This is a genomic window from Geobacter hydrogenophilus (genome assembly GCF_018501225.1).
GTDB lineage: Bacteria > Desulfobacterota > Desulfuromonadia > Geobacterales > Geobacteraceae > Geobacter > Geobacter hydrogenophilus.
In genome coordinates this window covers 375740-401349 of record NZ_JAHCZI010000001.1, presented here as the reverse complement: position 1 = coordinate 401349, position 25610 = coordinate 375740, and the positions used below count along the sequence as shown (strand labels likewise).

Annotated in this window: 28 protein-coding genes; 15 read left to right on the top strand and 13 right to left on the bottom strand. The window is 59.2% G+C overall.

Features of this window, described 5'->3' with window-relative positions; all coding sequences use genetic code 11:
- Positions 1–53: 53 nt before the first annotated feature.
- A complete protein-coding gene (locus KI811_RS01770) occupies positions 54–851 on the bottom strand; it encodes a hypothetical protein (RefSeq protein WP_214184768.1) in 798 nt (265 codons plus the stop codon).
- A gap of 125 nt (positions 852–976) precedes the next feature.
- Entirely contained in the window at positions 977–2722 is a 1746-nt protein-coding gene (locus tag KI811_RS01765; RefSeq protein ID WP_214184767.1) for a B12-binding domain-containing radical SAM protein, read from the bottom strand.
- A gap of 352 nt (positions 2723–3074) precedes the next feature.
- Between KI811_RS01765 and KI811_RS01760 the strand changes: the two genes are divergently transcribed.
- Positions 3075–3353 carry a hypothetical protein gene (locus KI811_RS01760; protein WP_004511846.1) on the top strand — a complete coding sequence of 93 codons (279 nt, stop codon included), beginning with the start codon at positions 3075–3077 and terminating at the stop codon, positions 3351–3353.
- Between the two features lie 9 nt (positions 3354–3362).
- Here KI811_RS01760 and KI811_RS01755 read toward each other — a convergent pair whose 3' ends face one another.
- A complete protein-coding gene (locus KI811_RS01755; protein ID WP_214184766.1) occupies positions 3363–4154 on the bottom strand; it encodes a GAF domain-containing protein in 792 nt (263 codons plus the stop codon).
- 73 nt (positions 4155–4227) lie between these two features.
- Positions 4228–4710, bottom strand: a complete 483-nt coding sequence (locus tag KI811_RS01750) for a class II SORL domain-containing protein (RefSeq protein ID WP_214184765.1) — start codon at positions 4708–4710, stop codon at positions 4228–4230.
- A gap of 140 nt (positions 4711–4850) precedes the next feature.
- Here KI811_RS01750 and KI811_RS01745 point away from each other — a divergent pair, with 140 nt between their 5' ends.
- Genes KI811_RS01745 through KI811_RS01735 form a run of 3 tightly spaced genes read left to right on the top strand, consistent with a single transcriptional unit; the run spans position 4851 to position 6275 of the window.
- Complete coding sequence (locus KI811_RS01745; RefSeq protein WP_214185120.1) at positions 4851–5414, top strand: RNA polymerase sigma factor; 564 nt, start codon at positions 4851–4853, stop codon at positions 5412–5414.
- Positions 5411–5770, top strand: coding sequence for a hypothetical protein (locus KI811_RS01740; RefSeq protein ID WP_214184764.1), 360 nt, complete (start codon positions 5411–5413; stop codon positions 5768–5770). The genes KI811_RS01745 and KI811_RS01740 overlap by 4 nt, the downstream gene beginning before the upstream one ends.
- A gap of 10 nt (positions 5771–5780) precedes the next feature.
- Entirely contained in the window at positions 5781–6275 is a 495-nt protein-coding gene (locus KI811_RS01735) for a DUF3106 domain-containing protein (RefSeq protein ID WP_214184763.1), read from the top strand.
- Between the two features lie 51 nt (positions 6276–6326).
- Here the strand turns inward: KI811_RS01735 and KI811_RS01730 are convergent, their stop codons facing one another.
- Positions 6327–7031: a YkgJ family cysteine cluster protein gene (locus KI811_RS01730; RefSeq protein WP_214184762.1), complete on the bottom strand. Its 705-nt coding sequence runs from the start codon at positions 7029–7031 to the stop codon at positions 6327–6329.
- A 271-nt stretch (positions 7032–7302) separates the two neighbouring features.
- Here KI811_RS01730 and KI811_RS01725 point away from each other — a divergent pair, with 271 nt between their 5' ends.
- A complete protein-coding gene (locus KI811_RS01725) occupies positions 7303–8019 on the top strand; it encodes a PEP-CTERM sorting domain-containing protein (protein WP_214184761.1) in 717 nt (238 codons plus the stop codon).
- 205 nt (positions 8020–8224) lie between these two features.
- Entirely contained in the window at positions 8225–9052 is an 828-nt protein-coding gene (gene lpxC, locus KI811_RS01720; RefSeq protein WP_214184760.1) for a UDP-3-O-acyl-N-acetylglucosamine deacetylase, read from the top strand.
- Positions 9053–9135: 83 nt separating this feature from the next.
- Here lpxC and rnk read toward each other — a convergent pair whose 3' ends face one another.
- Positions 9136–9564: a nucleoside diphosphate kinase regulator gene (rnk, locus tag KI811_RS01715; protein WP_214184759.1), complete on the bottom strand. Its 429-nt coding sequence runs from the start codon at positions 9562–9564 to the stop codon at positions 9136–9138.
- Positions 9565–9940: 376 nt separating this feature from the next.
- On the opposite strand from rnk, the gene KI811_RS01710 reads away from it, so the two are divergent.
- On the top strand, positions 9941–10216 hold the full coding sequence (locus KI811_RS01710; protein WP_214184758.1) for a hypothetical protein: 276 nt from the start codon (positions 9941–9943) through the stop codon (positions 10214–10216).
- A 101-nt stretch (positions 10217–10317) separates the two neighbouring features.
- Here KI811_RS01710 and KI811_RS01705 read toward each other — a convergent pair whose 3' ends face one another.
- The 3 genes from KI811_RS01705 to KI811_RS01695 are packed head-to-tail and all read right to left on the bottom strand — an operon-like array spanning position 10318 to position 11604.
- Entirely contained in the window at positions 10318–11004 is a 687-nt protein-coding gene (locus KI811_RS01705; protein ID WP_214184757.1) for a PTS sugar transporter subunit IIA, read from the bottom strand.
- Between the two features lie 5 nt (positions 11005–11009).
- Positions 11010–11375: a type II toxin-antitoxin system PemK/MazF family toxin gene (locus KI811_RS01700; RefSeq protein ID WP_214184756.1), complete on the bottom strand. Its 366-nt coding sequence runs from the start codon at positions 11373–11375 to the stop codon at positions 11010–11012.
- Positions 11368–11604, bottom strand: coding sequence for an antitoxin (locus KI811_RS01695; protein ID WP_214184755.1), 237 nt, complete (start codon positions 11602–11604; stop codon positions 11368–11370). The genes KI811_RS01700 and KI811_RS01695 overlap by 8 nt, the downstream gene beginning before the upstream one ends.
- A 269-nt stretch (positions 11605–11873) precedes the next feature.
- Between KI811_RS01695 and KI811_RS01690 the strand changes: the two genes are divergently transcribed.
- Genes KI811_RS01690 through KI811_RS01665 form a run of 6 tightly spaced genes read left to right on the top strand, consistent with a single transcriptional unit; the run spans position 11874 to position 19086 of the window.
- Positions 11874–13781 carry a proton-conducting transporter transmembrane domain-containing protein gene (locus tag KI811_RS01690; protein ID WP_246551218.1) on the top strand — a complete coding sequence of 636 codons (1908 nt, stop codon included), beginning with the start codon at positions 11874–11876 and terminating at the stop codon, positions 13779–13781.
- Between the two features lie 43 nt (positions 13782–13824).
- Complete coding sequence (locus tag KI811_RS01685; RefSeq protein ID WP_214184753.1) at positions 13825–14733, top strand: respiratory chain complex I subunit 1 family protein; 909 nt, start codon at positions 13825–13827, stop codon at positions 14731–14733.
- A 4-nt stretch (positions 14734–14737) separates the two neighbouring features.
- On the top strand, positions 14738–15379 hold the full coding sequence (locus KI811_RS01680) for a hydrogenase (protein WP_214184752.1): 642 nt from the start codon (positions 14738–14740) through the stop codon (positions 15377–15379).
- 6 nt (positions 15380–15385) lie between these two features.
- The gene (locus KI811_RS01675; protein ID WP_214184751.1) at positions 15386–16822 is read left to right on the top strand and encodes a proton-conducting transporter transmembrane domain-containing protein; all 1437 of its coding nucleotides are present in this window, start codon (positions 15386–15388) and stop codon (positions 16820–16822) included.
- The gene (locus KI811_RS01670; RefSeq protein WP_214184750.1) at positions 16819–18339 is read left to right on the top strand and encodes a hydrogenase large subunit; all 1521 of its coding nucleotides are present in this window, start codon (positions 16819–16821) and stop codon (positions 18337–18339) included. Before KI811_RS01675 ends, KI811_RS01670 begins: the two co-directional genes overlap by 4 nt.
- A 15-nt stretch (positions 18340–18354) precedes the next feature.
- Positions 18355–19086, top strand: a complete 732-nt coding sequence (locus KI811_RS01665; RefSeq protein ID WP_214184749.1) for an NADH-quinone oxidoreductase subunit B family protein — start codon at positions 18355–18357, stop codon at positions 19084–19086.
- Between the two features lie 13 nt (positions 19087–19099).
- Here the strand turns inward: KI811_RS01665 and KI811_RS01660 are convergent, their stop codons facing one another.
- Positions 19100–19597 carry a hypothetical protein gene (locus tag KI811_RS01660; RefSeq protein ID WP_214184748.1) on the bottom strand — a complete coding sequence of 166 codons (498 nt, stop codon included), beginning with the start codon at positions 19595–19597 and terminating at the stop codon, positions 19100–19102.
- Between the two features lie 233 nt (positions 19598–19830).
- Here KI811_RS01660 and KI811_RS01655 point away from each other — a divergent pair, with 233 nt between their 5' ends.
- Both KI811_RS01655 and KI811_RS01650 read left to right on the top strand, forming a co-directional pair.
- Complete coding sequence (locus tag KI811_RS01655) at positions 19831–20295, top strand: cache domain-containing protein (RefSeq protein WP_214184747.1); 465 nt, start codon at positions 19831–19833, stop codon at positions 20293–20295.
- A gap of 9 nt (positions 20296–20304) precedes the next feature.
- Positions 20305–22767 carry a methyl-accepting chemotaxis protein gene (locus KI811_RS01650; RefSeq protein ID WP_214184746.1) on the top strand — a complete coding sequence of 821 codons (2463 nt, stop codon included), beginning with the start codon at positions 20305–20307 and terminating at the stop codon, positions 22765–22767.
- Between the two features lie 90 nt (positions 22768–22857).
- On the opposite strand, the gene KI811_RS01645 is transcribed toward KI811_RS01650, so the two are convergent.
- The 3 genes from KI811_RS01645 to KI811_RS01635 form a co-directional block, all read right to left on the bottom strand.
- A complete protein-coding gene (locus tag KI811_RS01645) occupies positions 22858–23820 on the bottom strand; it encodes an SGNH/GDSL hydrolase family protein (RefSeq protein ID WP_214184745.1) in 963 nt (320 codons plus the stop codon).
- A gap of 46 nt (positions 23821–23866) precedes the next feature.
- Positions 23867–24388 carry a DUF4410 domain-containing protein gene (locus KI811_RS01640; RefSeq protein ID WP_214184744.1) on the bottom strand — a complete coding sequence of 174 codons (522 nt, stop codon included), beginning with the start codon at positions 24386–24388 and terminating at the stop codon, positions 23867–23869.
- Positions 24389–24689: 301 nt separating this feature from the next.
- Complete coding sequence (locus tag KI811_RS01635; protein ID WP_214184743.1) at positions 24690–25490, bottom strand: pentapeptide repeat-containing protein; 801 nt, start codon at positions 25488–25490, stop codon at positions 24690–24692.
- Between the last annotated feature and the right edge of the window lie 120 nt (positions 25491–25610).

Here is a 25610-nt window from a genome sequence, read left to right as displayed (position 1 = left end):
AGCCCGTGCAATGCTGCCGCACGGGCCTCGATTAGAAGAGATATTCGATTCCTTCACAGGCCGTACTTCTTCAGTACCTCCGTCAGTTCGGCCACCAGCCTGAGGGCGTCTTCCCGGTCCAGGAGCTCGGCGAGCCTGCGGAAGTGGGCCGGCTCCCGGATTCCCGGCACCAGCTGCTGGGCGCCGCTGCGGGCCACGATGACCTCTTCGAGCATGTCACGGAAATGGGCCGGCTCCCGGATGCCGGGAACGAACTTCAGGTTCTCCCGCCGGGCCACGGCGATCCGCTCGGCCAGCTTCAGGTCGGTGTAGACTTCATCGATGGCGGCGATGAGGATCTCCTCCTCCCGGGCGAGGGCGATCCCTGCGTCAAACCAGTGGGCCGGTTCACGGACCCCTGGCACCAGTTCCTCGGGCACCGCCTGTTGGACGACGTCCCGGAGCCGATCGGGGATGAAATGGGCCGGCTCGATCCAGTCGGCCTTCAGCTTGAGCTTGAGGGCCTCGTGCCAGAGGAAAAAGAGGGAGTAACTGCCGGCGGCCACTTTGCCGGGGCTGTTTCCCGTAAGTTCCTTCGTGATGGGGGCGAATTCCCGTTCGAAAACCGTCCCCTGGAGGTTTCCGGCGCCAAGCTCAACCTTCTCGATCTTGCCGTCCGCGTTGATCTGCATGGTCACTGGGAGGGTGGTGGTCACCACGAAGCCGATCTGCTGGGATACCTTGTCGAACACCTTGTCGATCTTGGGCTGGATCGCATCCTTGATGAATCGGTAGATGTCGACCAGGTCGTCGAAGCGTCTCACCAGTACCGGGTGGGCCGGCTCGACCCAGTCACGCTTGATTTTTGCCATCTGTCGGTTCCTCCTTGAACAGGGTTTGTGTTGCGTGCATGCTCCAGTGCAACGTCCTCGCGGGCCAGCGGATGCGTGTGGGCGTCACCCCCCTTCGTGTGGGTTTCGATTGAATGTGGATGACGTTATCCTCCCGCCTCCATCCGCCGTTTGAACTCGGCGTAGGGAACCGGGGTCCGCAGGGAGCCGAAAAAACCGAGCCCCACCGGATCGGCGTCGGGACGGGCGAGGCTTTCGATGCCCGTGTAGGGGACGGCCCCGCCGCCGAAGATGACTGATTCGAGGCTTTCGGCGGTCTCCTCCCGGGGGACCTCCGGCTGCTTTTCGGTCCAGGCACGCCGCAGCCGCTCCAGTATTCTCTCCCCCCTGGCTCGCAGTCCGATGCCACCGTCGTCCACACGCTGCCGCATGCCGCGCATGGCGCCGCGAACTGCCTCCTGGTCTGCCGGGTCCAGGGCCTGGACCAGGTCCCAGATGCGTGAGAGGCAGCGGTAGGTGTCGAGGTTGGTCTCCTTGATGAAACAGCGGACCTCGCTCCTCAGTTCCTGAGTCAGGAGCTCGGGGTGGAAACGGCGCAGGAGCTGGAAGGAGAAATCCACCTCCATGTTGAAGTAGTGGAGGCCGTAGTCGTTGAAGTTGCGGTCGAAGAAGGCGTAGTTGGCCACTTTGTGGAAGGTCTCCACCCGGGGGTCCTTGATCCGGTAGTCGAAGCCGAAGTAGTCGCCGGAAATGATCCCGTCGTCGCGAAGCTTCTTCTCAAGCCCCGTGGCGGCGTAGGCCTCGGCCCGGCAGAAGTTGAAGGGGTTGTCGATGTGGCGCTCCATGAAGCGGAGGTTGATGAGGATGTGGTCCATGGTGGCGTCGGGCTCGAACATGAGGAGGTTGTAAGCCACGTGGATGTCGAAGTCGTTGAGGATGCGCAACGCGCTCTCGATCTCCTCCCGGCTGCTCTTGCGGTTCAGGTTCCTCAAACCCTCCTCCGAGGCGTTCTCCACCCCCAGGAAAACCCGGAAGACCCGGAGATCGTCCAGCACCGTCATTACCTCCCGGTTGATGGAGTCGGGACGGGCCTTGACGGCGATGGCAATGTCGGTCACTCCCTCCTTCCAGAGGGTGTCCCGCAGCTCCGTGAAGCGGGCCAGGGCCTTTGGCGGGTCCGGCAGGAAGAAGTTGTCGTCCTGGAAGTTGAAGACCCGCACCCCGTGCCGGTGGTACAGCTCCTTCATCTCGGCCACGATGTTGCCGATGCTCCGGACCCGGAACTTGGCGCCGCCGCCGCTGCGGTACCAGGCGTCGATGCTGCAGAAGGCGCAGCTGCGCCAGCACCCCCGGCTGGAGAGGATGCTGGCGATGGGCTTGCCGAAGTAGTCGTGGAAGGTGTCGCGCTTGGGGAAGGGGAGGGCGTCGAGGTTTTCGGGATTTCCCCTGGAGGGGTTCAGGGCGATGGTGCCGTCTTTTGACCGGTAGCAGAAGCCAGCAACTCCCGAGAGGTCCGGGAGGCTTGCCGCAAGTTCGCATATGAGTTCTTCTCCTTCGCCCAGGGCCACGGAGTCGAACTCGGGGAAGTCGGCCAGGAGTTGCCGGCAGTTGAGGGCCGCGAAGTGTCCCCCTGAGGTGAGGTGCCCGGTGAAGCCCGCTTCCCGCAGGGCCTTGGCCATGCGGCAGAACTCACGGCCCCGGCCCGTGAAGACCATGGAGAGGCCCGCGATCTCCGGCCCGAAGGCCATCACCTGGCGCACCACGGAGGGAATCTCCCCTTCCTCGTTGAAGGGGAAAATGACGGCCTGGTGTCCCGCCCGTTCCAGGGACGACACCATGTAGCGGAGCCCCAGGTTCTCTTCCAGTTCAGCTCCGATAAGAGCGACTTTCATCAGGCACCTCCTGTGCGCTGCGGATATGGCAATGATCAAGGGAGAGGGAAGGTCGGCGGAGACGGTAACCGGATGAGCGGCGGGGGAAGGTTAAGAAGCGCCATCCCTGGCGCGCAGTGCTCATCCGTGAGCCCACTGGAAGTCAATAGGTGTTTTGGGGCGTTCAATCCGAGTGAAGTATAGCGGTCGCAATTTCGTGCGCAAGCGGTCAAAGCAAATAATTTCGGTTTGTTAGAAGTGTTTCACAGCTTGGTGGTGACGGCGTTCAGGCGCTCGTTCCGCAGATGAGCGCCGGTGATCCAATCTGCTATACTGTGTCAAGGAACCATGAGCTCCAGAGGGAGGCTGACCAATGGCCGAATTCGTGAAACCGGCATACCTGGCGTTTCTGCTCGTTATCGTCGTGCCGGGGGTAGCCGGCGGCATCCTTGCCGCCAACCGGGCGAGAAATTTCGTGGGGTGGAGCATCCTCTGCGCCGTATTCCCCATCTTCCTTCTGGTCATCTACTTCCACAAACCCCTGCGCGAGGTGGAAGGAAAATTCTGGAAGTGCCGATCCTGCGGCGAGTATCTCAAGTGGCAGGAGGCTTCGTGCAAGTACTGCAACGCCCCGCGCGCAACGGTTGAGTGATCCGGGAGGCTACGCTCCGATGATCTGCTCCTGGGGGGCCGCAGACTGCGTATCCGCCATGCGCTTCTTGTGCTTCTTCAGGTTGTCGCCCAAAAGCCCCACGATCTCCGTGGCTGCATTGAGGATGTGCTCCGCGCCGAGGCCGGCCCTGGTCATCTCCCGATAGAAAGTCTTGGCCGCGATCCGCGCGAGCCGCGCCGGGTCCTGGTAGAACTCGGTCACCTTGCTTGCCACGAGGCTCTTGGTCTCCCGGGAGATGGCCATCTGGGCGAAGCGCGAACGGAGCACGTTCTGCAGTTGGGTGACCTGGATCGATTTTCCCACCTGAAGCGCCACGAAGGTGGCAAGTGCCAGGTCATTGTCGGTGAAACAACGGTTATCCCGTGGATTGGTCAGGTTGATGACCCCCACAACCTTGGTGCCGATCAGGACCGGCACCGAGATGAAGCACTTGCTCCCTCCCTCCGGAGTTCGCGCCAGCGGGAGGTAGGGGGAGCAGGTGATGTCCTCCACGAGGAGGGCCTGTCCCGTGGCAGCCACCCGGCCGGCAATGCCGTCGTTCACCTTCACGGCCTCGCGGAAGGCATTTTCCGGGAGATAGCCGGTCTTGGCGAAGACCCTCAGGCGGAAGTCCCCCGGCTTGTCCCCTTCCCGAAAGAGCATGATGGAGCAGTTCTCGACGTTGACGATGTTCGCCGCCATGGCGGCAAAATCGTTGAGGCTCTCGTCAAGGTTCTCCTGCTGTTCAAGGAACGAGGACATCCCCACAAGTTTCATAAAAAAATTGCCATCGGTCTGCATGGGGCATCTCACTTTCTTGCGGGCTGAGCCGGGCATTTACACATTTAATGTTTGTCGGTCATGGCGGTTCCGGTCAACCGCTCACCGTCACATCGAGGCTTCCTTCCCAGTAGCCGTGGAGGTTGCACCGCTGGAAGGCCACGAGGGTGATTTTTCCGGCGGGTACTGCCTCCTTGGGTACCACGACGGTGAACGTCACCTTCGGATGCAGGAAGCCGCGGGGTTGCAGCTCGACCCGTCCGGCGGGCTCGTTTCCCACATTCAGCTCGATATACTCGATCCAGTGGGTCGGTCCCATGGGGTGGATCTGCTCGCCCACCGTAACCTCCACGGTGAACGGTTCGCCTGCTTTCACCGTGTGCGGCGCCTTGATGACCGGTGCGTGCTTCTGCTCCAAAGGGCTTTTCTTTGCCGGGTCCTTGGCGCGGTTGATGGTGGCGAAGAGGCTCTGGTCGGCCTTGACGGGAAAGTACTTTTCGGCGGCAATCGCCTCGCGGGTGATTCCCGCGGCCACGGCCCCCAGGGCCGCCGTCTTCAAAAAAGTTCTCCTGTTCATGATTCCTCCCTGATCCATGTGGGGATGTTTCGAACATTGAAAAGTTTAAATCCTGGTATCTCAAAGTCAATGGACCCCTCCTTCGGAGGACGTGATGTCAACTTCTTTAACGCGCGTGCGTTTTAGATTACTGTAAGGTGATGAGAATCAAGGAGGAGCGGCTGGACTCCACTGAGATATTGAACCGATTCCTGGCGGGGATTGAGCGGCGGGCCTTCCGCATGGCGCGGCTGGCCACGTCGGACGATGACGAGGCCCTCGATCTGGTGCAGGATGTCATGCTCTCCTTCGTGAGCCGCTATGCCGGCAAGCCCGAGGGGGAGTGGGCGCCGCTGTTCTACCGGACCCTCCAGAACCGCATCGTTGACTGGCACCGCCGCACGGGGGTCAGAAACCGTTTCCGAGCCTGGTTCGGGGGAGGGGGAGAGGGCGAGGAGGAGAGTGACCCTCTGGAAAACCTGGCCGATAACTCCTCTCCCGACCCTTTGGTGAGCCTCCAGCGAAGCGACCTGGGCGAAGCCATCGAGTCGGCGGTCCGCCGGCTTCCTCTCCGACAGCGGCAGGCCTTCCTTCTGCGGGCCTGGGAAGGGCTTGATACGGCCCAGACGGCCTTTGTCATGGGATGTTCGGAGGGAAGCGTGAAGACCCATTATTCGCGCGCGATCCATACGCTGCGCGATTTTCTCAAGGAGTACGCACCATGAGCCCTGAAGAACGCAACGAGCGGCTGGTGGCAATGGTTAAAGAACATCTCGACACACGTGCGGATGCCCTGGACGACCGGACGGCCGCCCGTCTCCGGTCCATACGGTTACAGGCCGTCGAGTCGGCGGAAGGGAAGAGGGGGTGGTTTCGCTTCCCCCGCTGGATCGCGGTGGGAGGGTTCGCCACGGCTGCCGTCGCTGTCCTGGCCGTAAGCCTCTGGATGACCGGACCCCGGCGGGAAAGCGCCGTCGCCACCGCCGACGATATCGAAATTGTCGCCGCCCAGGAGCAGATGCAGTTTTATGAAGATATCGAATTCTACCGCTGGCTGGCGGCCCAGGAGAACGGCGGGTAAGGAGCGGGTGATGAGGAAGAGGATGGGAGTGGTTGCGGCCGCAGCTCTGCTGATGGCGGCCCTTCTTGCTCGGGGAGAGGCCGTGGCCGCCCCCTGGGAGCGGCTCACCCCGGAGGAGCGGCAAATCCTGAAACCCTTTGAGGGGCGATGGGAGTCACTTCCCCCAGAGCGGCAGGAGAGGCTTCGCCAGGGTGCCGAACGGTGGCGGACCATGACGCCGGAGGAGCGGAGGCAGGCACGGGAACGATCCCGCAAGTGGCGGGAGTTGCCACCGGAGGAGAGGGAACGGATCAGAAAACGGTTCGACGAGTTCAGCAAGCTCCCCCCCGCCGAACAGGAGCGGATCCGGCAGAAATACCGCTGGTTCAGGGAACTCCCCCCCGAGGAACGGGAGGCACTTCGCGAGAAGTGGCGGGGCCTGAGCCGCGAAGAGCGCCGCGAACTCCGGGACCGCTATCGGGCCATGACCCCGGAGCAGAGAAGAGATTATCTGAAACAACCATAGATTGTAGAGAGAGGACCCCGGCGGAACAGCCGGGGTTTTTTCATGATGGAGCTACGATTCGGGAAATTTGATCCGTTTCCCGGCAAGAAAATCGTGCGCAAGGCGCGGATCCAAGAGGCATCTGGTCACCGACCGGCAGAGTTCGCGGCCGGTGGTGTCGAGGCCGGCCCGTTCCATCGCCGTCGCGAGGGCCCGGAAGGTTCCTTCCATCAGAAACTTCTGGAAGATGTTGACCACAATCGTTTCCTCCTCGTCGGAACCGTGGGCTGCGAGGGCGCGGCGGCACTGTTCCGGATCGGTGGATGAAAGTGCCCGGCAGGTGAGGGGGCGCACCGGGTAGATGGCGCACCATCCACGCCCGTCGAGGAAGGGGCAGGCCACTCCGGCCCGAATTCGCTCGTCGTCTTCCATCCAGCGAACCCGGGCGGCCGTGTCAGCGACCCGTATCTTCATGGCGTTGATCTCATCACCGGCGCCAATCTCTTCAAGGTAAGCCGCAATGGCGATGGCCTCGGGGAGGAGCACCGTAACATTCACCCTGCAGCAGTCGGCGCAGCCCGGTCCGCAGGCAATGAGGTGCTCGTTCGTGGACAGCCGGGAGGTCTGCACCTCCTCTGCCCGTCCGGTCACCCGGGCCATGGCGGCACGGACACCCTCCGCACCCGCAGCGTCGTTCAGTCCCCGTGCCGCGAGATCGGCAATCTCACTGCCATACGACGAAAAGTCAAAGGGTACCGTGCTGTCGGCCTCAGGCATGGCTAGTCCTCCTGTATGCATGCAAGTGCCTCAAGTGTAGAGTAAATCGGGATGCCGTCAACGGGAGGGGGAATCTTCCGGCAATGAATTGGTTTCCCTTTCGTTTCGCTGCCTGTAGGAAAACCGAACATTGTGTCGAAATTTTTTACAGTTTTCTGGAAGGCTAGCAGCCATAGTAATTAATTAACCATGGATTTCAGTAGGTTAATTAAGGGCATATTTATTGCTTTACAACTACCTTGGTTGAGCCATTTCCTGCAGAGGTGAACCCATGAAATCCATTTTATGCATTCTGGCTACTGGACTGATCACCGCTCTTTCATTTGCGTCTGCCGAGGCAATCTCTATCACTGCCGACAAGGATGCCTACGTTCAGAGTGGAGCCTACGCGAATACGAATTTTGGAAGTACCCTTGTCGATCAGGTTAAACGTCAGGATAATTCTGACTGGAACCGCAAGAGCTACATCGGGTTTGATCTCAGCGGGTTGGGGCCGTTTTCTATTGCAACGGCAACCCTCGATTTCAATTTCGTCGACAGTGGGGCGGGCGCGACTCTTGCGGGCACAACGTACCAATTTGAAGTTTTCGGCCTCACCAACGAACTGTTTGATACATGGGGAGAATCCACGATAACCTGGAACAACGCTCCCGGGAATCGGCCGAACAACGGGCTCAACAGTTTGATGGTAGCTTCACTCGGGACATTCAGTCTTACGGGGAAGGGGGTTGGGACGTACTCTTTCACTAGCCAGGAACTCGTAGACTTCCTGAATAGTGACTCGAATGATATCGCCACGATAATCGTCCGCAGAAACACAAACCAACCAAGTAATGCTCAAAATTATGTTCAGGCGTTCGCATCGAGCGAAAACGTCTCCGTAGGAGGCCCAACGCTTAACATCACACAGGTACCGGAACCATCCACATTATTGTTTGTTGGCGCGGGCCTCGTTGGTCTTGGGTTCGTGAAGAGGCGTAGAGGCTGAAAAGTTGATGGCTTTAGGTCCCCCATCCCGGAACCCTGGTGCATTCCGGCGGGGCAAATAGCCCCCTGCGCACCAGTTGAAGAGAAAGCCCGACCGGATTTCCGGCCGGGCTTTCGTGTGTCCCGCGCTCGTATCCGATGCCGGTTTTCAGCGGTTTTTTTCTTCCCCCCATTGCCACTTTTGTGGTACCCATGGGCCAACAGCCATGATAAAGCGACAGACGACCATCAACAGAATCTTCAAGCTGAGCGGCATTGGCCTCCACACGGGGCGGACCGTGACCCTCGAATTCCTCCCCCGGCGGGAGTTCGGAATCGCCTTTGTCTTCGGAGGCCGCCTCATCCCGGCCCGCTACGACATGGTGGCGGATACGCGGCTCTCCACCCAGATTGCCGCCGAGGGTGCGTCGGTTGCCACCATCGAGCACCTGATGGCGGCCTTCTATTACTCTGGCATCACCAACTGCCTCGTCTACATCGACGGTCCCGAGGTGCCGATCATGGACGGCTCGGCCTGGGAGTTCTACCATGAGATGTGGCGGGCCGGCGTCTACGAGTTTCCCGAGGCAGGGGTCTACCTGAAGGTCCTCCGTCCCGTGGAAGCAACCCTTAAGGATGCCTGGGTGCGGGTGAAGCCCCTCAACACCCTCGACATCACCATGACCATCGAGTTCCGCCCCCCGGTGGGGAAGCAGCGCAAGCGGGTCATGGACGTGGAGAATGCCGTTTCCATCATCAACTCCCGAACCTTTGTTCTCCATGAGGAGATCGAGGCGATCCGCAAGGCGGGGCTGGCCAAGGGGGGATCCCTGGACAACGCCGTGGTGATCGGCGGGGAGAGCATCGTCAATCCCCATGGCCTGCGCTACAAGCAGGAGCTCGTGAACCACAAGATCCTGGACCTTATCGGCGATCTCTACACCTGTGGCTACCGGATGCTCGGCAAGGTCGAGGCGCACAAGACCGGTCACCACCTGAACAACCTGCTGTTGCGGGAGATTTTTTCCGACCCCGAGAACTACGCCATCTATTGAGAGACCAGGATTGTTGCCGGTACTCCATAAGAAAAGCCCGCGCAGAGCGGGCTTTTTCGTGTCAATTCAATTCCGCCAGATCTCTATAGATGGAAATCCCCCGCCGCTTCCGGCTGGTAGAGGATCTTTTTCACCTTCAGCCGCCGCGTTCCGCCCGGCACTTTCCAGGTAATGGTGTCGCCCACGCGGTAGCCGAGCAGCGCCGTCCCCACCGGCGCCAGGATGGAGATGCGGTTGTCCTCCAGGCGCGCGTCGCCGGGAAAGACGAGGGTATAGTGCAGCTCCTCGCCGCTGTCCAGATCCTTCAGGCACACCCGGGAGTTCATGGTTATTACGTCGGCAGGGATGTCTCGGGGCTCGACGACTTCGGCGCGCAGCAACTCGTCCTCCAGTTCCCTGAGGTGCTTGCTGTCTCGGGAATCTTCCGTGTTGACCTGGTCCAGCAGCTCGTCGAGGCGGGTCTGGTCAAATTCAGTGATGTAGATGGCTCGTTCTTCCGCTGATCTTTTCATGATTCAACTCCCTTTTGCTGATGCTTACCAGAGGGTGGGGCCTGCTGGAAAATAAAGGCTCCATTATATCTACTCCCTTACGCTTATCAATCGCTGCGGCGTAACTGATTGGATTATGGCTGCAATTTGTCAGTTGATCCTTGGAAGAATTCGGGCAGCATCCTGACTTTATTGCGCCATTACCCCTGGATGTTGATGTCTCATTTGCGGTAGCCGGTGGATGGAATGGGGCTTTGCGGCGTGGGTGTTGTTGCGGGTTTAATGGGTTAAGCTGAGTAATATCAACTAGATAGCTGTTATGGTGTGGTGTGGCACGGTTGCTGCTCTTAGGAAATTCAAGAAGTAGTTATCTCGTTCCACTCAGAGGAGCACATCAATGAAAAAAATTCTCTCAAGCATCACCGCAGCCCTCGTAGCCGTTGCCTTCGCCGGTATCGCATTCGCAGCCGAGCCCGCAGCTAAAGCCGCTCCTGCCCTTCCTCCCGGCCACCCGCCGGTAAAAGTCGAGGAGAAAAAGGCCGTCGAGAAGAAGGTCAAAAAAGCCAAGAAGGCGAAGAAGGCCAAGATGGAAGAAGCCAAGCCCGGCGCAACCCCGGCTGCTCCGGCAGCCCCTGCAGCTCCGGCGACCCCGGCTGTACCGCACAAAAAATAAATAGTACTTCTCATGACGTACAAAAAGCCGCATCTTCGGATGCGGCTTTTTTGTGCCTGTGTTACCGGGTCGGTGCCCGAGGGGTGGTAGAACGCTTTCTGTCAGGGGGGAGCGCTTCCGATGTCTTTCTCGATTTCAATGATTATGTCCATGATCGCTTTGGCATCGCATAGCTTGCCGAGAATGGCGCGCAGGCGCTGGTCCCGCAGGCAATAGGCCAGCCTCGAGAGCAGGTGGAGATGCATTCTGATGGTCGGCGAGATGATGGTGAACAGGATCTGTACCGGCTTGCCGTCAAGGGCGCCGAAATCAACCGGTTGTGCGAGAAAGCTTAGGGAAATCTTCGGAACCGGCAACTGCACCAGGATGGGGTTGCGCACATGGGGAATGGCGATGCCGTCGCCAACCGCCGTGGTGCCCATGGCCTCCCGGGCCAGCAGCACCTGAAGGATGAACTCGGGATCGATCTCGGACGGCAACTCCAGAGCGGAAACAACGTTGCGCAATACGGATTCCTTGTCAGTGCCCGGAAAACCGCAATGGATACCGCCGGCCTGGAGAGCCTGGCACAGGGTCGGCAGCGGACGGGTATCCGCATCGTGCATCTTGTAGAGGGCCGGATTGACCTTGATGCCCCGTTCCGTTGCCCATTCCAGCAAGTCCACCGGATTGATCCGGTAATCGCCATGCATGGATTCAGCGGGGAGGTTGTCTTTCCTGATCCAGCGAACTATGGTTTTTTCATCAACATTCAGGGCCTGCGCGGCTTCGGATGGCTCAAGCAGCATTGACTTTATCCTTTAAGGTGTCCCGGCGTCTCCTCGATTCCGAGTTGCAGACAGAGCGCCTTATTCACCTGACACATGAGGGATTTGTTGATGAAGCCAAGACGCTCACCGACCACGTTTGCCTTGTCGATGGTAATCAGGATGTGTGAACTGATCTTGGCGTCCTTTCCCAGCCCGCTCCCGGCAGCCGGCAGGAACGTCTCGAAGTCATAGATCTTTTCCAGGCGGGTAAAGCTCAACGGGATGATGGTTACGACCGGAGAGTACTCGTTGCTGATGTTGTTGCTTACCACAAGACAGGGACAGGCCTCCGGCTCGCGCCTCTCCCCGTGGGGCAGATTGACCGCATAGATCCCGCCGCGCTTAAACATCTCGTTTCTCCGTTACCGCTGATTCGAATTTCTTGAGGACCTCTTTCGTCTCCTCCGCGGTTGATTGGTATCCTTCGATCAATCCTTTGTGCGCCTTCTTTTTCAGCTCGTCGAGTTTTTCCCTGGCAGCTTCTTCAAGAAACTGGCTCAACCCCCGTTGCCCATACAGGGCCTTGATGTCGTCAACAATGGGGGTTGGCAGCGTGATATTCAATCGTGTGTTCGGCATGACGGCACTCTCCCTTGCACATGTATGTGTTGTGTGTGGTTTGGGTGTCTCATAATTTTATTGACGTATGATATTTTATAACATATATTTTTTTAAAGTGTTATAAAAATCTGGCAACTCATAGTGTTTTTGTGTCGCCCAGTAATCAAGTCCGCAGTTGACGTGAGATAGGGGGCAGGCGTGAGGCAGGCGTGATGTTCCTCCTTGATCCAACGTTATTTCTCTTGGTTGCGGCGTCCTGTATTGCACTCTCGGGCATTCCGGGGCTGTTGGCGCACCACTCTGCCTGGGGGCAACGGGTCGCGGCCATAATCGTAATCGCTGCGTCGTGCCTTGGCGAGACGGCTGTCATCTCGCTCCTGTCTGGCATTCCCGCCTCATCATACCAGATTGACTGGCCGCTTCCTTTTGGACCGGCGCTCTTCTCCGTCGATCATCTTTCGACAATATTCCTCTTTCCGCTCTTCCTGGTTACCGGTGCTGTCGCGCTCTATTCTGTGGCTTACTGGCCGGCCAGGGAAAAGGCAAGCGCCGGAAGGCTTACCTTCTTTCTCGGACTCTTTGCCGCAGCGATGATCATCGTGGTCATGGCCCGTAACGGGGTACTGTTTCTCATGGCCTGGGAGGTCATGGCGCTGTCCGCCTATTTCCTGCTGACCACCGAGCAGCAGAGTTCCGATGTCCAGCGTGTCGGAACGGTCTACCTCCTTGCCACCCACACCGGCACCATGGCACTGTTTGTCATGTTTTCCCTGCTGCGCGCGACTGCCGGCACGTTCGCGTTTCCAGCCACACATGCCCTTTCTTTGGCTGTGCCCGTTGCGACAACGGTCATCATAACCGCCCTGATCGGGTTTGGCGGCAAGGCGGGCCTCATGCCCCTGCATTTCTGGCTTCCCGGCGCCCATGCCAACGCTCCCAGTCACGTATCGGCGATGATGTCGGGGTTGATGCTCAAGATGGGCGTGTACGGCATTCTGCGGACAGTGTCGTTTTTCGATCAACTGCCGGCATGGCTCGGCTGGCTCATCCTCCTGCTTGGTGCCTGGTCCGCCATTAACGGGATTGCCCTGGCGGCAGGACAACGCGACCTGAAGCGCCTGCTGGCCTGCAGCAGTATCGAGAATATCGGCATTGTCTTCATCGGCATCGGCCTGGCACTGGTCGGCCTGCAGCAACACGCATCATACCTGGTGGTGTGCGGCCTTGCGGGGGCCTTTATCCATATTGTCAACCATGGCCTCTTCAAATCGCTCCTCTTCTTGGGAAGCGGAGTGCTGATACATGGAACCGGAACCCGGGAGATCGACCGGATGGGGGGGCTTGCCCGGCGCATGCCGGTAACATCGCCGCTCTTTCTGGTCGGGTCGCTCGCCATATGCGGTTTGCCGCCGCTCAATGGATTTGTCGGCGAATTCTTTCTCTATGTCGGTGCCATAACCGATGGCATCGTCGCTCCGTTGCCGCTGGTGGCCCTGGTTGCGCCTGTCCTGGCGCTGGTTGGCGGGCTGGCGGTACTGACCTTTGTCAAACTTTTCGGGATCGTCTTCCTCGGCGCTCCCCGCTCGGCCGATTCTGCCCATGGCCATGAAGCATCGGCGGTGATGACCGGACCAATGGTGCTGCTGGCTGGGGGGTGCCTCATTGCCGGCATGGCGCCGGTACTGCTGGTGCGGCTGGTTACCCCGGTTGTCGGCTTCTATGGCGGTCTCTCCCCCCAGGATATGGCACAGGTTATGGGGCATATCCCTCTTGTGCCGCTCACCTGTGCCAACGTGCTCCTTCTTGTGGTCGTTCTGGCTGTCGGCGCGGCATACCTTCGGCGACTGCGTACCTCTCCCCGTTCCCAGGGAAGCACGTGGGGGTGCGGCTATCTCGAGCCTACCCCCAGGATGCAATATACCGGCACATCGTTCAGCGAGATGGCGGTGAGCCTGTTAGGGGGTATCGTTGCTCCCGACCGTCGCAGGCCCACGCTTGATACCCCCATTCCTCCCGCTGACGCCCGTTTCAGTTATGAAACAACCGAAACCGTGCTGGATCGGATTCTGATCCCCGTCTTTCAGGTTGTCGGTACGGCATTTTCCTTCCTCAGGAAAGTGCAGCACGGCCAGCTTCATATTTACGTGTTGTATATATTCGCCACGCTCTGCGTCCTGATGATCTGGAAAAACTGAACGAGGACAGCGGCGTTTCCGTCTCCTTCGAGGATGGCACGTTATGACCGACATTATCATCCACTGCGCGGTGGCGCTCCTTTTCCCGCCGCTGTTGCTTGGGGTTATCGGCAAGACCAAGGCGGCCTTTGCCGGAAGGGTTGGAGCACCATATCTGCAGCCCTATTTCGATCTGATCAAACTCTTCCGCAAGGGATCGGTCTTTAGTGAGACCACCACCTGGGTTTTCCGTGCCGGTCCGTTGATAACACTCTCTGCAGCGCTTATTGCAGTGTTGCTGATCCCGCTGGGTCACCATGGCGCGCCACTTTCTTTCAGTGGCGATCTCATCCTGTTTGCCTACCTTTTCGGATTGTCCCGGTTCTTTACCACCATTGCAGCCCTGGATACCGGTTCGAGTTTTGAAGGAATGGGGGCGGCACGTGAAGTCACCTTTTCCTGTCTTGCCGAACCGACGCTCTTCTTTTCCCTGCTGACGCTGGCCCGCATAAGCAAGTCGCTTTCCCTGTCAACAATACTGACCCACCCCACACCCGCCATCTGGCTTGCCGCCGGGGCGAGCATGCTGTTGCTGGTGGGGGCGCTGTTCATCACGCTCCTGGCGGAGAACTGCCGCATCCCCTTCGACGATCCCAACACGCACCTTGAGTTGACCATGATCCATGAAGTCATGGTCCTTGATCACAGTGGCCCCGCCTTCGGGATCATCCTGTATGGAGCGGCGCTAAAACTGTTCATCCTCGGAGCGGTCTTTATAAACATAGCCTTCCCTGTCGCCACCGGAAATGCGCTCATCGACTGGGGCATCTTCATTGCCGCCATGCTGGTGCTGGCGGTGGCAATCGGCGTTGTCGAGTCGGTGATGGCCAGATTGCGTCTGGTTCGCATTCCGCAACTTCTGGTCGGGGCCACTATCCTGTCCGCCTTTGCCATGCTGCTGGTATTGAGGTAGCCCCATGAGTTCATTCGCCGATCAATTGCTGGTACTGGTGATGCTGATCAATCTGATCATGCTCGGCACGAGCAGGCTGATGTTTTCCATCCGTGCCGTTGCCGTCCAGGGGGTCATCCTCGGTGTCCTGCCCGGCTTGATACATCCGTTCTCCGGACACTTGGCCGGTATCACCGCCGGCATCATCCTGGCCAAGGGAGTGGCAATTCCCTACTTCATCGGCGGCGCCGTTCGCAAGGCCCAGATCAGGCGCGAAGTGGAACCCTTCGTCGGGTATGTGCCGACCTTGCTCCTCGGGGCCATTTTCACCGCCCTGGCGTTCGTTTTTGCCGAACGCTTACCGCTCGCGCCCGAACACAAGGATCTCCTGTTTGTGCCTGCCTCCATCGCCACGCTCCTGTGTGGTTTTCTGATCCTGACGACCCGTCGCAAGGCCATTTCCCAGGTCATCGGCTATCTGGTGATGGAGAACGGGATATTCGTATTCGGTCTTCTCCTGACCGAGGCAATGCCGGTCATGGTTGAGGCCGGCGCCCTCCTCGACCTTCTCGTGGGAATATTCGTCATGGGTATTGTTATCAACCATATCAGCCGGGAATTCTCGTCGATCGACACCTCCCGCCTCCGGGCACTGAAGGAGGAGTAGCCTCAAATGTTGTATGCCCTTGTTCTGCTCCCCCTGGTGGGGGCGTTATGCGCCTGGATCGTGCCGGACAACCGTCTCAGGCCCATTACTCTGCCGGCTGTTGCGACGGTTCACCTGGCACTGACGGCGTTATTGCTGGTGAACACGCCGCCACCATCCCCCGGAGGCTGGATCTGGCTCGACCCCCTGGGGAAGGTGGTGCTCCTGTGCATCAGCCTCCTCTTCACCGTCTGCGCCTTTTATGCCGTCGGCTACCTGTCCTACCGTCAGGAGCGCTCGAACCGGGTCCTCTGCATGGGGCTGCTGGTCTGCCTTTCAGCCATGGGGCTGGTCACCATGACCCAGCATCTGGGACTGCTCTGGGTCGCACTGGAAACAACCACCGTATCCATGGCCCCCCTCATCTACTTCAATCGCAATGCACGTTCGATAGAGGCCACCTGGAAGTATCTTCTCCTCTGTTCCGTCGGCATCGGCCTGGCGCTGCTCGGACTGCTGTTTCTCGCCTATTCGACCTATGTGGCCCACCGGGATGCCACCCTGCTGCTCGGGCCGCTGATGCTGTCCGCCCGTGAGCTGAATCCCGGCTGGCTCCATGCGGCGGCGATTTTTCTGCTGGTCGGTTATGGCTCAAAGATGGGTCTGGCCCCGCTCCATGCCTGGAAGCCGGATGCCTATGGCGAAGCGCCCGGCCTCGTTGGTGCCCTGCTTGCCGGGGGACTGGTCAATTGCGCGTTTCTGTCCATCCTGCGGGTTTATCAGATCTGCCTGGCATCCGGTTCCGAACTGGCGTTCTTCCAAGATGCTTTGGTTGGCATGGGGCTCATCTCCATGGCCTTTGCCGCCGTATTCATGGCGCATCAGGCTGACTTCAAGAGGATGCTGGCCTATTCGAGCGTCGAACATGTGGGGATTCTTGCCATCGGTCTCGGGCTTGGCAAGGGGGCGCTGTATGGTGCGCTCTTTCATCTCCTGAACAACGGATTGACCAAGGGGGTGTTGTTCCTCTCCTCCGGCAACATTCACCGGTCGTACGGAAACAAGACGACCGATGTGGTCAAGGGGGCACTGACACGGCTCCCCTGGTCAGGGGGGCTCTTCCTGGCCGGTTTCATCGCCATTACCGGTTCGCCGCCGTTCTCGCCGTTCATCAGCGAGTACACGATTGTCAGCAGCGCCTTCATCGAAGGGCGGCACCCAGTGGGGTGGCTGTTCCTGCTGTTTCTGGTCATCGTGTTCATCGGCATGGCCCTGACGGTGCTGCCGATGGTCATGGGCGCTCCCCCCGCCGATCTTGAACCCTCCGCTTACGAGGACCGTCTGCTGACCGTGGGACCACCGCTTTTCATGATGGCGATCATCCTGTGGCTCGGGATCTGGCCGCCTGCTTTCCTTGTTTCGCTCCTTACCGAGGGGGCCGCAATGCTGGGGGTGCAACCGTGAGTGACCCATTCCGCACCATATACAACGGAGCCGCCGTCCCCCTGGCGGAGATTCCCCCCGTGGATACCAACGAGTTTCTGCAGAGCATTCTCGATTCGTTGGACCGGGGATGGCGGATTGTTTCGTATTTCGGCATTCCGGCGCCATCATCCACCGCCCTTGTCTGCGTCCTGGCCAACAAGGCAGAGGGCCGGCTTGCCGCAGCCCGTACGGAGACAAGCGACAGTCACGTTCCCTCCCTTGCCTCGCTCAGTACCCAAGTGCAACTATTTGAACGGGAGATTGCCGAACAGTGCGGCCTGATATTCGATGAGCACCCCTGGTTCAAGCCGGTCCGTTTTCACCATTCGTTCGTGCCGGGACGCGATGCGTGGAACCGCCCCGCGGACGAGCCGCTCCGTGTTGGCGTCATGGACTATTTCCAGGTGGCAGGCGACGAAGTGCATGAGGTTGCCGTCGGCCCCGTCCATGCCGGCATCATCGAGCCGGGTCACTTCCGCTTCCAGTGCCACGGTGAAGAGGTCTTTCACCTGGAGATATCCCTCGGCTACCAGCACCGGGGGATCGAGGCGGGGCTTGTCGGCGGGCCTCACCCGCGCACCTTGCAGGTAATGGAAACCGCCGCCGGCGACACGACCATCGGCCATGGCCAGGCCTACTGCATGATCATGGAGGCGCTGGGAGGAATCAAGGCGTCTCCCCGAGCAGAAGTGCTGCGGGGCATTGCCCTCGAACTGGAACGGCTTGCCAACCATACCGGCGACCTGGGGGCAATCGCCGGTGATGTGGGGTATCTGCCGACCGCCTCCTTCTGCGGCCGCATCAGGGGAGATTTCCTCAATATGACTGCCGTCCTCTGCGGCAGCCGTTTCGGGCGGGGGCTTCTCGTCCCGGGCGGCACGATTTTCGATCTGACGCCCGAGCTGCGCGACGATCTTCTCAAGCGTCTGGCAGAGGCACGACGTGACCTGACCAATGCGATCGAGCTCCTCTGGAGCTCGCCTTCGGTGATGGGGCGTTTGGAGGGTACCGGGGGATTGACGCGCGAACAGGCCCACGAACTCGGTCTGGTCGGGCCTCCCGCGCGGGCCTGCGGAATCAAGAGGGATGTCCGCCTTGATTATCCGTTCGGCATCTATCGTATGACCCATCTTCCGGTTGCTACCGCGTTCCATGGCGATGTGTGCGCACGAACCATGATCAGGTGGCATGAAGCCCAGAAATCAATGGATTTTATCGAAGAACAGCTGAGGCAACTCCCCGGAGGGGGGCACCGGGTTGCTACGGCCCCTTGCGCGGGCGAGCGTCTGGCCGTTGCCCTGACCGAGGGATGGCGCGGGGAAATATGTCACGTGGCGGTCACCGACGATGCCGGGCGTTTCATCCGTTACAAAATCGTCGACCCTTCGTTCCATAACTGGCAAGGGCTCGCCTTGGCACTTCGGGGACAGCAAATATCCGATTTCCCGCTTTGCAACAAGAGCTTCAACCTGTCCTATTGCGGGTTCGACCTCTAGGGAGGATAACGTTACATGTTCCGAGCAATCGCTTCCCGAATCAAGCAAGGCCATCGCACCATGCCATATCCCGCTGCGCCGCTGCAGATGCCCGAGCGTTTCCGCGGCTATCCGATCGTTAGCCCGGTAACCGCGGCTTCCGGGGCCGAGTGCCCCTACGGTGCTTATTCAAAGGCCGGAGGCGGGTGCCTGGACATGGGCAAATGTCTTTTCTGTGCCGAATGCCCGGTCGGAACCATCCAATTTACCACGGATTATCGACTGGCCGTTACGAACCGTGACCATCTGATGGTTCATCCAGGATCGGAACATCACAACGCTCGACCGTTGCCTCCCGACCTGCGGCGCCTGTTCGGGCGTTCTCTTAAATTCCGGGAGGTCAGTGCGGGCGGGTGCAATGCGTGCGAGGCCGATACCAATGTTCTTTCGACCATCGGTTGGGATCTCGGGCGGTTCGGCATACAGTTTGTGGCGTCGCCACGTCACGCCGATGGCCTGTGGGTAACCGGTCCGGTTACTGAAAATATGGCCAAGGCGCTTCTTACCACCTATGAGGCGATTCCTGATCCAAAGATCGTTGTCGCCTCCGGAGCCTGCGCCATCAACGGCGGACCATACATCGATACCCCTCAGGTCTGCAATGGCGTAGACAGTCTTGTTCCCGTTGATCTCTACATCCCCGGTTGCCCTCCCCATCCGGCAACCATCCTCGATGGCCTGCTGCGCATCCTGAATAAAATAAAATAATCAAATCAAATAATCACCGCAAAGTGTCGACGAGAGCGAGAGCCTCGTCGACCATCTCCTGGTGGTGCTGCCACTCCCGGGCGGCGTCGAAGCGGGTCCAGGAGGAGGTGCATGCGAAGTCGGAGGCCGGTTCCAGGGCCCGGCAGGCCCGGGGGCGCTCCTTGAAGGGGAGGGTGCACCCCCCGTCCCCCAGGAGCACGCACTCGCCGGCGCCGGGGACGACCTGGAGGCTCCCCTGTGCCTGTTCCTGCCGGGTGGCCGGCCGAGGGTAGAGGATAATCCGGTCGGGGTCCCCCTTTTCCCCCTTTTCGGGATCGTAGGGGACACCGTAGTGGGTGTCGAGGACCCAGAGGCCTGAGGCCAGCAGATGCGCCAGTTCCTCGGCGGGATTGGCCGCGGCAAGAAAGCGCTCCGGCGACTCGATCCCCGGCCTGGTCCGGCAGCATTCGCCGCCGCAGGCGCCGCATATGGTGCGGTTCTCGTTATTTTCCCGTGAAAGTCTTGCTGTCACTGTCTGACGGTTCCTCCCATGCGTTTCCACTCAGTATCACAACCTGGCCGAGGGGACAATGATCTATTGTTCATAGCCACCCGCGAAAGGCGTGGATAACCGCCCCTTTTTGCATGGATAGAGATTTAGTCATTATAATCACTCAAGAATTTCAGGCCTGGGCCGATAAGCCAAAAGTAGACATTATTTCGACCGAAACGGTCAGAACTACAAGGAATGAGGGAGGAATGAGCATGAGAAGGTCACTGGTTTCACTGTTGGGAGCTGTCGCAGTCTGTTTTGCCCTGATTGTCTCCGTGTCCGTGGCGCGGGCCGACGACAGGGAGGAAGCGATGAAGATGGTGAAGGCTGCCGCCGCATTCCACAAGACGAACGGTCTGGAAAAGGCCCTTGACACCCTCAATGACCCCAAGGGTCCGTTTGTGAAGGGTGCCCTCTATGTGTTTGCCTTCGATGAGGGGGGGACGCTGGTGGCCAACGCGACGGCCCCCGACAAGGTGGGCCAGAACCTGATGGACGTCCCCGATTCCAAGGGGAAGAAGTTTCGCCGCGAGATCGTCGAACTGGCCAAAAAGGACGGTACCGGCTGGGTTGATTACACGATCCTGAATCCCAAGTCCAAGGCGGAAGAGCAGAAAACCTCCTATGTGGAGAAGTCGGGCGAGCTGATCCTCGGGTGCGGCATCTACAAGAAATAGGAGATTGGCATGAAGACCCGGTCCTGGCTCTACACAAGCGCGGCGGTCATGCTGGCCGGCCTTGCCGCGCTGGCGTTCGTGAGCATCTATTCCATCTACGACATCCGCGGCATCATCGCCCAGCTCACCGACCGCTCCACCCCCCTCCAGATCAAAACCACCGAGCTGCAGCGCTCCATCGAGTCCCTGACCGGCGTGCTGCTGCGCCTCGGAGTCGCCAGTGATCCACGGGAGGTGGCGGAGCTGTCGACTGCCGCCGATGAGAGGCTGAAGGGTCTCAAGACGGCACTGGACGGCATCAAGGCCCTTGATGCCGCCCATGCCGGCTCCATTGACGTCACGGTCATCGACAGGGTCTACGAGGATGTGAAGAACGCCACCCGTTCCCGTATCGAAAGCCTCGGCAATTTCCGGGAGGAGTCGCGGAAGGTGGAGGCGGACATCCAGAACGTGGAGCGGATTCTCGGGGGGGTGCGGCGTGACATGCAGAATCTCACGGCGTCCAGCTCGAAAAAGGTGGCGGGCTCCTTCGCCTCGTCCACCCAGATGGCTGCCGCGGCGCAGCAGGTCAAGGATCTGATTATCAAGCTGAAGGACGTGCAGGCGGTGCTCAAGGACCTTGAGGTGGCCAAGAGCAGTACCGAGATCCTTGCAAACAAGTCGAAGATGAAGAGTACGGTCGGGTCGATACAGGAAATTAACGTCAATGATGAAGCGGTGGTGACGGTCAAGAAGGCGGTGAGCGACATCTACCAGCAGTTCATCAGGCCCGAGACCGGTCTGCTGGCCCTGAAGCAGGCAGCCATGGCGGGAAAGGATACGGGGGGGAAATTTGCCGAGGAAAAGCGCAAGATTCACAACGATCTGATGGAACTCGCCATCAGCCTCAATACCGCCACGGCCCGCATCGACAAGCGGGTCGAACAGAACCGCAAGGATGTTGAGGGGGTGCTCGCTTCCAGCCAGCGGGTTTCCGGCATCGACGGTGCGGTGAACGGCATCAGTCTTGCCGTCAGGACCCTTGACGCCAAGGTCCGTTCTCTCATGCTGAGCGGGACGGTCAAGGAGGCGGAGGCCGTTGCAGCCGATATCCGGTCGGGATTCAACAGCATTTCCGCCAATGCGGCCACGGCGCGCAGGGAGCTGGTTCAGATCAGGCAGACCACCGCCCTGCGGAACATCGATGCGGCTGCCGTTTCGGTCCGGGGCGCGTCGGCGTCGGTGGATCGCATCATCGCAGCCCAGCTCAAGATCATCGAGAGCAACGACAAGGCGGGTAAAGCCCTCGCCATGGTGAAGGAGGCCGCAAACCGAGAGCTCAAAACCGGCGAGGAGCTGGTCCGTAATACCGCCATGGGGCAGCAGCAGATGGTTGAGAAGACCACCGCGGCGGCCCGGAAGATGACGGGCACCATCATCGTCCTCGCCATCGTCATTGCCGTCCTGTCGGCTATCCCGCTCTGGTACACCATCATCCGCATCAACCGGTCCCTTTCCGGCGTGACAGCCATGGTCCGCGACATCGCCGAAGGGGAAGGGGACCTGACCAAGCGCCTCGACGAGAGCGGCAAGGACGAGTTCGCCGAACTGGCCCACTGGTTCAACCAGTTTGTCGGCAAGCTCCACGACACGGTCGTCACTATTTCCGCAAGGGCCGTGGATGTATCGGCGGCAGCGGACGGGCTGGCCGGGCTCTCGTCGAAAATGGTCTCGACCTCCGGCCAGCTGGCCCAGGAGGCCGACGGCATCGCTACATCCAGCGAACAGATGTCCGCCACATCCAACGATATCGCCAACAACTGTCAGGTCGCGGCGGAAAACGCCGTGGGAGCCGCGCACCTCACCTCCTCCGGCCGCAGCGTCATGGACCATACCGTCACCACCATGCGCAAGCTCGCCGACGAGGTCGGCGCGACCTCTGACATCGTTAACAAGCTCGGCGCATCAACCGACCATATTGCGGCAATCATAACCTCTATCGAGGATATCGCCGACCAGACCAACCTGCTGGCCCTCAACGCGGCAATCGAGGCCGCGCGGGCAGGCGAACAGGGGCGCGGGTTCGCCGTTGTGGCCGATGAGGTGCGGGTGCTGGCGGAGCGCTGCTCCGAGTCGGCCCATGAAATCAAGGAGATCATCCGGACCGTGCTCGATGGAACGGGTTCCGCCGTTCAGGCAATGGAGCGGAGCGTGGTCGAGGTCAAATCCGGCGTGGGGGTAGCCGAAGAAGCGATGCAGGCCATGGATACCATCATCGCGAGAATTGACGCGGTTTCATCCCAGGTGAGCCAGATCGCCACCGCCTCGGAGGAACAGAGTGCGACCACCGGCCACATCACGAAAACAATCGCCAGCATCAGCCATCTGGCGTCGCAGGATTCCGACAGTTCCCGCAATGTGGCCGAAGCCGCCGATCGGCTTGATACCCTGTCTGAAGAGCTTTCGCTCCTCATGGGGCGGTTCAGAACCTGATCCGGAGGGTGTGAGAGTTGACAAAAAGGGGCGTCGCAATTCGTGCGGCGCCCCTTTTTGTCTGTTTGCCTTCTGGCGTCTGGGAACGATTTAGTTCGCCAGCGCGGATGCCGCTTCCTGCGACATGATGGCATGGACCGCCTTGGTCGGATGGGTTCCATCCCAGAACAGGAACTGATCAGGGTTCTGGCAGGCATAGGGCGGTGTGTCGGGCGTTACGCAGGCTCTGTCCACCACACTCAGGCCGAATGCCGCAGGGGCGGCGACAATTTCATGAAGCTTCTGGAAGAAGTCGACGCGCACAATCTCAATGCCGGGAAGCACCGCCATCGACCCCAGAAGGAGGTCGAGCCCCGAGTTGTAGGTGGACGACAGGAACTGGGCGAATTGGCCAGCTCCGGGGGTGAACTTGTCAAGGGTGAGAACGGCAGGAGTCAGCGAGATGTCGGGGGCGTTGCATACCAGGAACTTCCGTGCACCCGCAGCATACAGGACCCCGATGTTGCTGCCGACGGCGGTAAGGGCGCCTTCGAGAATGGGGCCTCCGGCAGCGCCTGCCGCCAGTGCGTCGCGGATGTCGTTGCTGCCGAACTCTACCACGTAGAGGGCATCGGCCGGCGCAGCGCCGCCAAAGGCATTGAGGAACGCGGTCACCTGTGACTGGAGGTTCACGTTGATCCCGTCTTCGTGGGCCCTGGCGCCACCGACCGCGTAATTGGTTGCCTCGGTCCCTGAACCCTGAAAGGCCGGGCGGGTGTTCCCGGCGAGCCCCAATGGCCGTGCAAGCTGTTCAACCCAGGTGGCCCCGTTACTGAAGTGGTGCCCTCCCCTTGCATAGGGGCTGTCGGGAATAAGGAGCTGGTCCAGTGAGGTGTAGGGTGGCGTGTTCGCGCCGCCCTCCAGGGCAAACAGGTTGCCAGGATCGGAAAGGCTGTCTCCGAACACCACGATCCGTCCGAATGTCGTTTGCGCCATGGCCCAGCCCGGCGCCTGCAGCACGAGAGCCAACAAAAGGCCCATGACCGCCCATCTGTTAACACGCATCGTTTTCATAAGATTGCCCTCCCTGGTTGTTGGTTGAGTCAGTTAGATGAATTGACTATCTCTTTTTTATAGCTTCTGCAATTTGGGTTGCGAGCTGATCAACAGCATTGTCAGATCCACTTTCAGAAGAAAATGGGTGCGAAGCAGAACTTCCATCTGCATGATACTCAGTTAAGACTTTGCCTGCTCCGTCACGTAACAATACATTTGCTTCAATTCCGCTTGCACCAGCCATCACGCCCCACCATATCCGTGCAGTATTTGAAACCAACCGAACGCCAAGTACATCAATTTCCAAACTGTAGTCGCCTTCGTTTGGGTAAATAGCAGAAGATTTAAACAAACCTTGTGAAACAAGACGCGAATACAATTTTTCTTGAAGTGAACTACAAGCCTTCTTTGCGTCTTCTTTTTCACTTTCAGGAACTTTATCTGATTTAACCAAGATAGATACGGTTTTCTGATTGTTAATCGGTTCAATAAGCTCTTGCTTCATTGTAAATGTACCTGATGAACTACACGCAGCCAAAAACATTGCAAACAACATCACGGACGCATTTCTAACTTTTGCAAACATACTCACCTCCTAAGTCTTGGTAGGGGGACGTTTTTATCTATTTTTCTAAAACTCCCCCAAGAGTGACAAGAACTTGCTGTTGTTCTTTACAACGCCCTCCCCACGCTTTCCGCTAGGGTTACCCACGTCGGCCTCAAGTGCAGCAGTCGGCCGACTTCTGTTCCCTTTTGCCCCAACTCGCGTACGGCAAGATAACAAAAGCTTCTGCTTGTAAGGATGCTTTTTATGTCCATATCCCTCCTTGTTGTTTGGACAGGTAGCGTCCTGCAATAATCCCCGGACTTATCGTGAGTCTCCTCTATTAGTGCCCCGTTGAGCATTTTGTCGTTGAATCGATTATAGCTCCTGCTTCTTGCAGTTCAATGCAGGTGACCGATGCGAAACCTTCAACCAGTCTGCTCGAAGAAGAATCATAAACGGTCGTTACACTGTAGCGGGAACGGGTCAGGTCTGCGCCCCTGAAATCCGCCTGAGTGAACTTGGCCCCCGTCAGTGCCGTCCCCTCAAGGGAGGCACCTCGAAAATTCGCCCCTCCCAGATCCAGAGAACTGAGGTCGGTATAAGACAGGTCTGCAAAGGAGAAGTTTGCCCCTTTCAGGACCGCACCGGTGAACGTTGCGTATCTGAGTCGTGATCCCACGAAACTGGCGTTCGTGAGGTTGGCTCCGGTGAAGTTCCCTTTTTCCACATTGACCTTATTCATGTCGGCTCCCGTAAAATCGGCGCCGCTGAATCGGGCATGGTGGATGTAGGCCCCTGAGCACTTGGCCGACTTCACTTTGGCTCTTTCAAATATGGCCTCGTCCAGGCTTGCTCCCTCGATGAGAAGGCCGGTGAGGTCGGCGTCGGAGAAGTCACATTCGCCGCAGTCTTCTATCCTGGCGGCGCGAAGGTCGGCGCCGGTAAAATTGGAGCCGTCCAGCTTAACCCCCCTGAGGTCGACCCCTTTCAGGTCGGCATGGCTGAAGTCGCATTCCTCGCATTCGCCGAGAGCCTTTGAACGCTCTATCAATGCAGGGTCGAACGCACGGGAGTCGGGGATCGGGCCTGCGAGACTGGAGGCGATGATTGCTGCGAGGGCCAACAATGCGTTGCGGACCATGGGTGCTCCTTTGATGATTAGAATATCCACATGGCGGCACTATCTCAGGTCGTGAAAGTGGTGTCAAGACGAGAAACCTGAAATGTCGGGAGGGCGATTTTCTCCATGATCGGGTGCCGC